Origin of the sequence: Citrobacter sp. wls619, assembly GCF_005281345.1 — a bacterium.
GTDB lineage: Bacteria > Pseudomonadota > Gammaproteobacteria > Enterobacterales > Enterobacteriaceae > Citrobacter.
On the sequence record NZ_SZXJ01000026.1, the window covers coordinates 56247 to 67891 of the forward strand.

Consider the following 11645-nt stretch of genomic DNA (forward strand, 5'->3'; position numbering starts at 1 on the left):
GCATCTCAAAAGCAAGATGCAGTCGCCCATAAAAATTGCCCCATTTTTATGTCTACAGGTGATGGAAATGCAGATCAAACGTACGATAGAGAAAATCCCAGGCGGTATGATGTTGGTACCACTTTTTCTGGGCGCGTTATGTCACACCTTTTCACCCGGCGCCGGGAAATACTTCGGCTCATTTACCAACGGCATGATCACCGGTACGGTGCCGATTCTGGCCGTCTGGTTCTTTTGCATGGGGGCGTCGATTAAGCTGAGCGCTACCGGAACCGTACTGCGTAAATCCGGCACGCTAGTGATAACCAAGATCCTGGTCGCATGGGTGGTAGCGGCGATCGCATCGCGCATTCTTCCTGAACATGGTGTGGAAGTGGGGTTCTTCGCCGGGTTGTCCACGCTGGCGCTGGTGGCCGCAATGGATATGACTAACGGCGGGCTGTATGCCTCGATCATGCAGCAATACGGCACCAAAGAAGAGGCCGGGGCGTTTGTCCTGATGTCGCTGGAGTCAGGTCCGCTGATGACCATGGTCATTCTGGGAACCGCCGGGATTGCGTCGTTTGAACCACATGTATTTGTGGGGGCGGTATTGCCGTTCCTGATTGGTTTTGCGCTGGGTAATCTGGATCCTGAACTGCGGGAATTCTTCAGTAAAGCCGTGCAGACGCTGATCCCTTTCTTTGCCTTCGCATTGGGGAACACTATTGATTTGAGCGTCATTGCGCAGACTGGCGTTCTGGGTATTCTGTTGGGCGTCGCGGTGATTATCATTACCGGTATACCGTTGATTATTGCCGATAAACTGATTGGTGGCGGGGATGGTACGGCGGGGATTGCGGCGTCCAGTTCTGCTGGCGCGGCCGTTGCCACACCGGTGCTGATTGCTGAAATGGTTCCGGCGTTCAAACCGATGGCACCAGCGGCCACCTCCCTGGTGGCGACCTCGGTGATTGTAACCTCGATCCTCGTACCGATTATCACGTCCATCTGGTCGAAAAGAGCCAAAGCCAGAGCGGCGGAAATTGATCTTCGCGGTACCGTGAAGTAAGCCTCTTTTGCCGGATGGTCTGCACCATCCGGCTTAATGCGTTAACCTTTGACGACGAACACCTCATCGATAGTCCGACACTCACTCTCGTTCAACTCTCCACCCGCGTTTCGTGATACCCCGGTGCAATAGCCAAACTTACGTGATACCACTGTTTTAATCGTGGTGACAAAATCCTCGCCGATGGCGTAGATGGACATGTAGGTGCCAATCTTATCCTGAATCTCACGCAGCGCCGCCAGATCGCCCTGCTTAAACGCTTCGCGTGCGCTGACAAACAGCTCAGGCATAACGTTGTTGAGGCCCGAGATGATCCCCGCGCCGCCAGCCAGCAGGTTAGGAATATAGTATTCGTCATAACCCGACAGCACCGCAAAATCTTCCCGCACGGCACGGGTTGTCTGGATCATGCTGCGGGTGTGGGACTGGCAGTCCACGGTGTCTTTAATGCCAGCAAAGTTCGGGAATTCCGCTGCCAGCGTGGCAACCAGTTCAGGGGTTAAATCGCAACCGGTTCGCGCCGGGAAGTTATAGGCAAACCATTTGCCGCTGAGTTTCTGTCCCAACTGGCGAAAGTAGCTTAGTAGCTGCTTCGACGTTTGACCGTAGTAGTATGGCGGCAGGATCATGACGGCATCGTATCCGGCGCGATGCGCCTCCTGGGCCATCAGCAAAACATCATTCTGGCAGGTGGATGAGACGTTCGCGACCATCTTCAGCGAGCTCATGGCACGGGCTTCACGGATCAGCAACAACCTTTCTTCGAGCGTAAAGGAAGCAAATTCCCCAATGCTGCCCATCAACAAAATAACGTCGATTTTTGCCTCAGTAAGGCGTTTGAGATGCTGGCTCAGACCATTGAGATCGATCTTGCCATCATTGTCCATTGGCGTAATGGAAGGACACCAGACGCCAGCAAATTGCGATTGACCAGTCACGTTGTCGACTCCTTAATTGAAATGATGTTTCAAAACAAGATTACATTGATAGCATGTGTCCCTAAGTTTCATGTGAACCGTGCTCTCATTTTGAGCGACTGGGGTAAAATAAATATGGTGTAATGGGAGAAATTTATCGGGAGAGGGAACAGATGCGATATCCGGTCGATGTTTTTACAGGCAAGATTCGGGACTACACGGGAAGCCGTCCCAGCGCGATTGCTAAAGTTCAGGTTGATGGCGAGTTGATGCTGACCGATCTGGGGCTCACGGGCGATGAACAGGCGGAGACTAAAATTCATGGCGGGCCGGATCGCGCGCTGTGCCACTATCCGCGTGAACATTATCAGCACTGGATACAAGAATTCCCCGAACAGGCGGAGTTATTTGTCGCCCCCGCCTTTGGGGAGAACCTCTCAACGCTTGGGCTGACAGAAGAGAATGTCTATATCGGCGATATTTTCCAGTGGGGCGAGGCGCTGATTCAGGTCACACAGCCGCGTTCACCGTGTTTTAAGCTGAATTTCCATTTTGGCATTAGCGATATGGCAAGTCAGATGCAGGCTTCGGGGAAGATAGGCTGGCTGTACAGTGTTATCGCGCCGGGGCGCGTGTCGGCGGATGCGCCGCTGGAACTGGTGTCGCGCGTGAGCGATGTCAGTCTGCGGGAGGCCATTGCCATTGCGTGGCATATGCCGTTTGACGATGACCAGTATCACCGCCTGCTGTCAGCGGCAGGATTATCGAAAAGCTGGACCAGGACAATGCAGAAACGTCGCCTGAGTGGCAAAATTGAAGACAATGCCAGACGGTTATGGGGCAGTAATCCCCCTCAGGAAAGGACGGAAGTGTAATGACTGAATCTGAAAATGCGGTGGCAATTGTTAAAGCGTTTCTGATTGCCTCGATGATCCCCGACGCTGAACGTGCAGCGACGTTTACGCACCCTGAGGTGAAGATTACCTTTACCGGACGGCGAGAAATGGCCGGTGCCGCGGATATTGCCCGCTTTAATGGCGAACGCTATAAGTGGGTAAAAAAATCGCTGGGCGAGTTTGATGCCGTGGCGCACGATGACTGCGTGGTGGTTTATTCGAACGGTGCGCTGTATGGCGAATGGCCTGATGGACGTGCGTTTGCGGGCAACCGTTATATCGATCGCTTCGAAGTCCGTGAGGGAAAAATTACCCATATGGATGTGTGGAATGACAGCGCAGAGTGGATCCTCGCGCCGGAAATTTCCCGCCAGGCGTAAACCTGTGACGGTGTATAAAAAATCGGCCTACACGATGTAGGCCGAAATTGATTAGGTACGTTTGTACAGCGGCAGCCAAAGCACCAGACGTAGACCTCCCAGCGGACTGTCCTCGGCCTTCACCCAGCCTCGATGCTGCTGAATAGCGGTTTCAACAATCGCCAGACCCAGACCTGTCCCACCGGACTCACGATCGCGCGCTTCATCGGTGCGATAGAATGGACGGAAAATCTGCTCTCTGTCTTCAGGACTCACGCCTGGACCATCGTCGTCTACGGTGATGGTAATCCCGTCAATATCCACCGCGAAGCCAACTTCAATCTTCGTATGTGAATAGCGCAGGGCATTACGCACAATGTTTTCCAATGCGCTTTCCAGTGCGTTCGGGTTGCCATACAGCGGCCACGGTCCCGGCGGGAAATTCACGGTAAGCGATTTGCCCATCTGCTCGGCTTCAAAGGCGGCGTTATCCAACACGTCGCCCCATAGCTGATTAGCCTTCACGGTTTCACTGACCAGCGCGTTCTTCTGCTGATTACGCGACATCACCAGCAGGTCGTTGATCATGCTGTCCAGCCGATGCGCTTCTGTTTCAATACGCTCCAGCTCTTTGCTCTCACCGCTACGACGGCGCAGCAGCGCAGTCCCCAGTTGCAAACGTGTTAGTGGCGTTCTCAACTCATGAGAGATGTCCGACAGCAGGCGTTGCTGCGTGGTCATCATGCGTTCCAGCGCGGTCACCATCTGGTTAAAACTGGCACCTGCCGCCAGAAATTCCTGCGGGCCGGCTTCCAGTTCCGGATGCTGACGCAGGTTACCCTGTGCCACTTCATCCGCCGCATTTTTCAGTTTACGCGCGGGTTTTGCCAGGCTCCATGCCAGCCAAAGCAGCAGCGGCGAGCTGACAAGCATGGTGACGATCAGCAGCAACAGGGGCCGGTCAAACAACAGGTTGATGAAATCAGACTGTGAACTGCTGGCAGGTCGAATGAGATACAACTGGTAGTTATCTTCACCATCTCTGACGGAGAAGGGCCCGACCATCTCAACGCGACCATATTTTTTCTTCTGCGGATGATCAGCGTTATCAGCCTGACCAATAAAGTTACGAATGATCTGCATTTCGTTGCGTTCTGCGCCGATCACACGTCCTTCTGTAGTGACAAGCAATAACCGCTGTCCTGGCGGCGCCCACTTGTCGATGGCACGGAACAAGCGACGCCACCACATCAGATCGTTGGGTGGGTCGTTCGCCAGCTCAGCTTCCACGTGTTGCTCGATCATCAACCCCTGGCGCTGCTCGCTGTCCAGTAGCTCGGTCATCTGACGTGAGTCGAGCTTGGGCAGCATCAGTACCAACATCAACACCAGCGCCAGCGTTAACCAGAAGATGGCAAAGATGCGTGCGGTTAAGCTTCCTATCATGAAGCGGAGACCATCAGGTAGCCGCGACCACGCAGGGTTTTAAACCACGGGTGCCCGTCTTTCCGCTCTGGCAGCTTACGACGTAAGTTCGAGATGTGCATGTCGATAGCGCGGTCAAACGGCGTCAGGCGTTTACCCAGCACTTCCTGACTCAGGTGTTCACGAGATACGACCTGGCCGAGATGCTGTGCCAGTAAATAAAGCAGGGTGAATTCGGTGCCGGTTAACTCCAGGGTTTGCCCATCAAAACTGGCTTCCTGGCGACCCGGATTCAGGCTTAACGCATCCACTTCCAGCGTCGGTGAGCCATTATCGCTGGTCTGCTGTTGTTCGCTCCAGTGAGAGCGGCGCAGAATAGCGCGGATACGCGCGACCAGTTCGCGGTCGTTAAAGGGTTTGGGTAAATAGTCGTCCGCGCCCAGCTCAAGGCCGAGTACGCGATCCAATTCGCTACCGCGAGCGGTCAGCATGATTACGGGCGTCTGGTGTGTCTGGCGAAGCGCTTTCAGTGTATCGATACCGTTTTTCTTCGGCATCATGACGTCGAGCAAAAGTAAATCGATGCTGTCATCCAGAAGTTCAAGTGCCTGCTCCCCATCATGGGCAACCAGCACATCGAAACCTTCCATTTCGAGCAACTCCTTTAACAGGGAAGTCAGCTCTCGGTCATCATCAACTAACAGGATTTTATTCATTGTTTACGTACCTCCGAGGCAGAAATTACGTCATCAGGCGTCGCTAATCTATGACTTTACGTTGTTTTACACCCCCTGACGCATGTTTGCAGCCCGAATCGTAAACTGTCTCTCGTTGAATCGCGACAGAAAAGATTTTGGGAGCAAGTGATGGGCAAAGTTACCGCTGCCGTCATGGCCTCAACGCTGGCACTCAGTACTTTAAGCCATGCAGCTGAAGTCGTCACAGGCGATCACTGGCACCTGGGTGAAGGCTCATCGCAGCGCAGCGTACAGAGCCACATGTTTGACGGTATCAGTTTAACCGAACATCAACGTCAACAGATGCGAGATTTAATGCAGCAGGCAAGACACGAACAGCCTCCTGTTAATGTTAGCGAAATGGAGACAATGCATCGTCTTGTCACCGCAGAGAAATTTGATGAAAGCGCTGTGCGCGCTCAGGCCGAAAAAATGGCACAAGAACAGGTTGCCCGCCAGGTTGAAATCGCCAGGGTCCGCAACCAGATGTATCGCCTGTTAACGCCCGAGCAGCAAGCGGTTTTAAATGAGAAACATGAACAACGAATGGAGCAACTGCGTGATGTTACGCAATGGCAAAAAAGCTCATCGTTGAATTTATTGAGTAGTAGCAACTCACGTTCCCAGTAGTAACCCTGTTTTCCTTGCCATAGACACCATCCCTGTCTTCCCCCACATGATGTGGGGGTTTTTTTTGCCCAAAATTTGTCTCTCGGTAATTGCCTGACTGTTTTGCTTCATCCGTTATACTAGCGGCATATCCTGGCAGGAGTGTTTATGAATCAAACCTATGGGCGGCTGGTGAGCCGGGCGGCAATCGCGGCGACCGTGATGGCATCGCTGTTACTTTTGATCAAAATTTTTGCGTGGTGGTACACCGGATCGGTCAGTATTCTGGCGGCATTGGTGGATTCTCTTGTCGACATTGCGGCGTCGCTCACCAATCTGCTGGTGGTGCGCTATTCGTTGCAGCCAGCTGATGATGAGCACACGTTTGGGCACGGGAAAGCTGAATCTCTGGCGGCGCTGGCGCAAAGTATGTTTATTTCCGGTTCGGCGCTGTTTTTATTCCTGACCGGGATTCAGCATCTCATCCAACCGACGCCGATGAAAGATCCGGGTGTCGGGGTTGTTGTCACCGTTATTGCGTTAATTTGTACTATCATTCTGGTCACGTTTCAGCGCTGGGTGGTGAAACGTACGCAAAGTCAGGCTGTACGGGCAGATATGCTTCATTATCAGTCTGATGTTATGATGAACGGTGCGATTCTCGTGGCGCTTGGACTGGCCTGGTATGGTTGGCATCGTGCGGATGCCTTGTTTGCGCTCGGGATTGGCATCTATATTTTATATAGTGCATTACGCATGGGGTATGAGGCAGTGCAATCCTTGCTGGATCGCGCCTTACCCGATGAGGAACGTCAGGAAATTATTGATATAGTGACGTCATGGCCAGGGGTCAGCGGCGCTCACGATCTTCGCACGCGGCAGTCAGGGCCGACCCGCTTTATTCAGATTCATTTGGAAATGGAAGATAATCTGCCGCTCGTTCAGGCGCATTTAGTGGCTGAGCAGGTGGAGCAGGCAATTTTACGGCGTTTCCCGGGATCGGATGTGATTATTCACCAGGATCCCTGTTCAGTCGTACCCAAGGAAGGCAAGATGTTTGAGCTTTCATAATTCGTTGTAAAAAGTGAGCAGGGCCAGCATTTTGTGTATAAATTACCACCATTTGGCCTGACCTGAATCAATTCAGCAGGAAGTGATTGTTATACTATCTGCATATTCGTTGGATCGTTTCGATATGCGGAATCGACTTCCGGCAGCAGATTTCATTTTGCATTCCAAAGTTCAGAGGTAGTCATGATTAAGAAAATCGGTGTGTTGACAAGCGGCGGTGATGCGCCGGGCATGAACGCAGCAATCCGTGGTGTTGTACGTGCAGCGTTAACGGAAGGACTGGAAGTCATGGGGATCCATGATGGCTACCTGGGTTTGTATGAAGACCGTATGGTCCAGCTTGACCGCTACAGCGTGTCCGACATGATCAACCGTGGTGGTACTTTCCTCGGTTCTGCTCGCTTCCCGGAATTCCGCGACGAAAATGTGCGTGCAGTGGCTATCGAAAATCTGAAGAAACGTGGCATCGACGCATTGGTTGTTATCGGTGGTGACGGTTCTTACATGGGTGCAAAACGCCTGACTGAAATGGGCTTCCCGTGCATCGGCTTGCCGGGCACTATCGACAACGATATTAAAGGCACCGACTACACCATCGGTTACTTCACCGCATTGGGTACCGTCGTCGAAGCGATTGACCGTCTGCGTGATACTTCTTCTTCTCACCAGCGTATCTCCATCGTTGAAGTGATGGGTCGTTACTGCGGCGACCTGACCCTGGCTGCAGCAATTGCCGGTGGCTGTGAATTTGTTGTTGTTCCGGAAGTTGAATTTAGCCGTGACGATCTGGTTGCTGAAATCAAAGCGGGTATCGCAAAAGGTAAAAAACACGCCATTGTAGCGATCACCGAGCACATGTGTGACGTTGATGAACTGGCGCACTACATCGAGAAAGAAACGGGCCGTGAAACGCGTTCTACCGTACTGGGTCACATCCAGCGTGGTGGTTCTCCGGTTCCTTACGACCGTATTCTGGCGTCCCGAATGGGCGCATATGCTATTGAACTGCTGCTGGCAGGTCATGGCGGTCGCTGCGTCGGTATTCAGAATGAGCAACTGGTTCACCATGACATTATCGACGCTATCGAAAACATGAAGCGTCCGTTCAAAGGTGACTGGCTGGACTGCGCGAAAAAACTGTACTGATTGTATTTTTTGCGCGCCTGATGGCGCTACGCTAATCAGGCCTACAGGTTGCAGAGACTTGTAGGCCGGATAAGGCGTTAGCCGCCATCCGGCAACCCCTCAGATTTATTCCTCGAAGTTATAGCAAATCTTTTTTTATTCTTTAATGTTTGGATCTCTTTCTGGCACGCTTTGCTCATCACAACATCACATAAGAGAGCTGGGCGATGAACAAATGGGGCGTAGGGTTAACATTATTGCTGGCATCGACCAGCGTTCTGGCAAAGGATATTCAGTTACTTAACGTATCGTACGATCCAACACGTGAACTGTACGAGCAGTACAACAAAGCATTCAGCGCACACTGGAAGCAGGAAACCGGCGATAACGTCGTTATCCGCCAGTCACACGGCGGCTCTGGTAAACAGGCGACCTCTGTCATCAACGGTATTGAAGCCGATGTCGTGACGCTGGCGCTGGCTTACGATGTGGATGCCATTGCTGAGCGTGGTCGTATCGATAAAAACTGGATTACACGCTTGCCGGACAACTCTGCGCCTTACACCTCTACCATTGTCTTCCTGGTACGCAAAGGCAACCCAAAGCAAATTCATGACTGGAACGATCTGGTCAAACCGGGTGTGTCAGTGATTACACCAAACCCGAAAAGCTCAGGCGGCGCACGCTGGAACTATCTGGCGGCATGGGGCTACGCTCTGCACCACAACAACAACGATCAGGCCAAAGCGCAGGACTTCGTCAAAGCTCTGTTTAAAAACGTGGAAGTGCTGGATTCCGGCGCGCGGGGCTCAACCAATACCTTCGTTGAACGCGGTATCGGTGATGTGCTGATCGCGTGGGAAAACGAAGCGCTGCTGGCAACGAATGAGTTGGGCAAAGATAAATTCGAGATAGTCACCCCAAGTGAGTCTATTCTCGCTGAGCCGACCGTTTCTGTTGTCGACAAAGTGGTGGAAAAGAAAGATACCAAAGCGGTGGCAGAAGCTTATCTGAAGTATCTCTATTCCCCGGAAGGCCAGGAGATTGCGGCGAAAAACTACTATCGCCCGCGTGATGCTGACGTCGCGAAGAAATACGAAAGCGCATTCCCGAAACTGAAACTGTTCACTATTGATGACGAGTTTGGCGGCTGGACGAAAGCGCAGAAAACGCATTTTTCTAACGGCGGTACCTTTGACCAGATCAGCAAACGCTAAAGGTTGAGGTCACGACAGAACCCGGTGGCATAGCGCGACCGGGTTTTTTATTTGTCATCGTTTTGCGTTACTCTTGCGCCTCAATGGGATACAGGGAACGCGTAATGAAAAAAGCAGGCTATCTTTTACTGGCGGTTATTGTGGTCGCCGCCGCTGCGGGCATAGGGTACTGGAAATTTAGCGGTAACCCGGACGCGTTACGCCAGATAGTCCTTGAGCAATGCCTGCCACATCAGCTGCAGCAGCACGATCCCGCGCCGTGTACTGAAGTTAAACCCGATGCCGGATATGTGGTGTTCAAAGACCGTAACGGTCCGCTGCAATATCTGTTGATGCCGACTTACCGTATCAATGGTACGGAAAGCCCGCTGCTGTTGGAATCAGGCACGCCGAACTTCTTCTGGCTAGCCTGGCAGGCACGTAGTTTTATGAGTCAAAAATACGGCCAGGAGATCCCTGATAAGGCGGTATCGCTGACAATAAACTCACGTACCGGGCGTACGCAAAATCACTTTCACATTCATATCTCCTGCCTGCGGCCCGACGTCAGAACGCAACTGGATGACAATATGGCGAAAATCAGCACTCGCTGGCTGCCTTTACCTGGTGGGCTGCGCGGGCATGAATATCTGGCGCGTCGTGTGACGGAAAACGAACTGGCGCAGCGCAGCCCGTTTATGATGCTGGCTGAAGAGGTGCCGGGTGCGCGTGAGCGAATGGGAAGCTATGCGCTGGCGATGGTGCGTCAAAGCGACGAATCCTTTGTCCTGCTGGCGACTCAGCGTGACCTGCTGTCGCTGAATCTCGCCTCCTCTGAGGAAATCCAGGATCATCAATGTGATATTCTGCGTTAGCCCCCCTTAATCTGGCGTTTACTCTCTTTGCCTGTCCCCGTATTCTTGTTGAAAAAAACAACAGGAGACAGGCATGTCGCTCTGGCTTTCACACCCTCTGTTTATTCCCTCTCTGGTGGTCGGCGTCACCATTTTACTTTGGGCAACATCGCTGTTGCCGGAATTTATCACGGCGCTGCTTTTCTTTGCCGTGGCGATGGTGGCCAAAATTGCGCCACCGGATGTCATCTTTGGTGGCTTTGCCTCATCGGCGTTCTGGCTGGTCTTCAGTGGTTTTGTGCTGGGCATCGCGATTCGTAAAACGGGGCTGGCGGACCGGGCGGCGAGGGCATTGTCGTCAAGACTGACAGACTCCTGGCCATTAATGGTCGCGAGCGTAGTGCTATTGAGTTACGCGCTGGCGTTCGTCATGCCGTCTAACATGGGACGTATTGCGCTGCTGATGCCGATTGTGGCGGCGATGGCGAAACGGGCTGGAATTAACGACGGCACGCGTGCCTGGTATGGTCTGGCGCTTGCCGTCGGTTTTGGTACCTTCCAGCTTTCCGCCACGATCTTACCTGCTAACGTACCAAACCTGGTGATGAGTGGCGCAGCGGAAGGTTCCTGGGGTATCCACTTGAATTATCTTCCCTATTTGCTGCTGCATACACCCGTGCTGGGTTGGCTAAAAGGTGCGGTGCTCATTGCTCTTATCTGCTGGCTGTTTCCCGGCCAACCTCATGCGCCGCGCGATCTGACGCCGCCTGAACCAATGAGTCGTGATGAAAAACGTCTGGCCTGGATGTTAGCGGTGGTGCTGTTTCTGTGGGTCAGCGAAAGCTGGCATGGTGTGGGACCAGCATGGACCGGGCTGGTGGCGGCGGTGATTACGCTGTTGCCGCGCGTAGGATTTATTAATGGCGAAGAATTTTCCAGTGGGGTGAATATCCGTACCTGCATTTACGTGGCGGGTATTCTGGGGCTGGCCATCACCGTGACGCAGACCGGTATCGGTAGCGCGGTAGGCGAGGCGCTGTTACAGGTGATGCCGCTGGATGCGGACAAACCGTTTACCAGCTTCCTTGCATTGACCGGCATTACCACCGCGCTCAATTTCATCATGACGGCGAACGGCGTTCCGGCACTGTATACCACACTGGCACAAAGCTTTTCAGATGCGACCGGCTTCCCGCTACTCTCGGTAATTATGATTCAGGTACTGGGCTATTCCACACCGCTATTGCCGTATCAGGCATCACCGATTGTGGTGGCAATGGCGTTAGGAAAAGTACCGGCAAGAGCTGGAATGCTGCTGTGTATCACGCTGGCGGCGGCAACGTATCTGATACTGCTGCCGCTGGATTATCTGTGGTTTAGCGTGTTGGGGAAATTATAGTTGTAT

Annotated in this window: 12 protein-coding genes; 9 read left to right on the forward strand and 3 right to left on the reverse strand. The window is 52.9% G+C overall.

Annotated features, from left to right (window positions below; genetic code table 11):
- Window positions 1-67: 67 nt before the first annotated feature.
- Window positions 68-1051, forward strand: a complete 984-nt coding sequence (kdgT, locus tag FDX19_RS02255; protein ID WP_003028743.1) for a 2-keto-3-deoxygluconate transporter — start codon at window positions 68-70, stop codon at window positions 1049-1051.
- Between the two features lie 41 nt (window positions 1052-1092).
- Here the strand turns inward: kdgT and FDX19_RS02260 are convergent, their stop codons facing one another.
- Entirely contained in the window at window positions 1093-1989 is an 897-nt protein-coding gene (locus FDX19_RS02260; protein WP_137381448.1) for a dihydrodipicolinate synthase family protein, read from the reverse strand.
- Between the two features lie 152 nt (window positions 1990-2141).
- Here FDX19_RS02260 and yiiM point away from each other — a divergent pair, with 152 nt between their 5' ends.
- On the forward strand, window positions 2142-2843 hold the full coding sequence (gene yiiM / locus FDX19_RS02265) for a 6-hydroxyaminopurine reductase (protein WP_137381449.1): 702 nt from the start codon (window positions 2142-2144) through the stop codon (window positions 2841-2843).
- Window positions 2843-3244 (forward strand): nuclear transport factor 2 family protein, encoded by a 402-nt coding sequence (locus FDX19_RS02270; protein ID WP_137381450.1) that lies wholly within the window; start codon window positions 2843-2845, stop codon window positions 3242-3244. Before yiiM ends, FDX19_RS02270 begins: the two co-directional genes overlap by 1 nt.
- A gap of 51 nt (window positions 3245-3295) precedes the next feature.
- On the opposite strand, the gene cpxA is transcribed toward FDX19_RS02270, so the two are convergent.
- Complete coding sequence (gene cpxA / locus FDX19_RS02275; RefSeq protein ID WP_137381451.1) at window positions 3296-4669, reverse strand: envelope stress sensor histidine kinase CpxA; 1374 nt, start codon at window positions 4667-4669, stop codon at window positions 3296-3298.
- Window positions 4666-5364: an envelope stress response regulator transcription factor CpxR gene (cpxR, locus tag FDX19_RS02280; RefSeq protein ID WP_048214010.1), complete on the reverse strand. Its 699-nt coding sequence runs from the start codon at window positions 5362-5364 to the stop codon at window positions 4666-4668. The genes cpxA and cpxR overlap by 4 nt, the downstream gene beginning before the upstream one ends.
- 150 nt (window positions 5365-5514) lie before the next feature.
- Here cpxR and cpxP point away from each other — a divergent pair, with 150 nt between their 5' ends.
- The 6 genes from cpxP to FDX19_RS02310 all read left to right on the forward strand — a co-directional run bounded on the left by cpxP (window position 5515) and on the right by FDX19_RS02310 (window position 11639).
- Window positions 5515-6015 carry a cell-envelope stress modulator CpxP gene (cpxP, locus tag FDX19_RS02285; protein ID WP_137381452.1) on the forward strand — a complete coding sequence of 167 codons (501 nt, stop codon included), beginning with the start codon at window positions 5515-5517 and terminating at the stop codon, window positions 6013-6015.
- A 147-nt stretch (window positions 6016-6162) separates the two neighbouring features.
- Window positions 6163-7065, forward strand: a complete 903-nt coding sequence (fieF, locus tag FDX19_RS02290) for a CDF family cation-efflux transporter FieF (RefSeq protein WP_137381453.1) — start codon at window positions 6163-6165, stop codon at window positions 7063-7065.
- Window positions 7066-7248: 183 nt separating this feature from the next.
- On the forward strand, window positions 7249-8211 hold the full coding sequence (gene pfkA, locus FDX19_RS02295; protein ID WP_003028778.1) for a 6-phosphofructokinase: 963 nt from the start codon (window positions 7249-7251) through the stop codon (window positions 8209-8211).
- Window positions 8212-8417: 206 nt separating this feature from the next.
- Window positions 8418-9407, forward strand: a complete 990-nt coding sequence (sbp, locus tag FDX19_RS02300) for a sulfate/thiosulfate ABC transporter substrate-binding protein Sbp (RefSeq protein ID WP_137381454.1) — start codon at window positions 8418-8420, stop codon at window positions 9405-9407.
- Between the two features lie 104 nt (window positions 9408-9511).
- A complete protein-coding gene (locus FDX19_RS02305) occupies window positions 9512-10261 on the forward strand; it encodes a CDP-diacylglycerol diphosphatase (protein ID WP_137381455.1) in 750 nt (249 codons plus the stop codon).
- Between the two features lie 73 nt (window positions 10262-10334).
- The gene (locus tag FDX19_RS02310; protein ID WP_137381456.1) at window positions 10335-11639 is read left to right on the forward strand and encodes an SLC13 family permease; all 1305 of its coding nucleotides are present in this window, start codon (window positions 10335-10337) and stop codon (window positions 11637-11639) included.
- The last annotated feature ends 6 nt before the right edge of the window (window positions 11640-11645 follow it).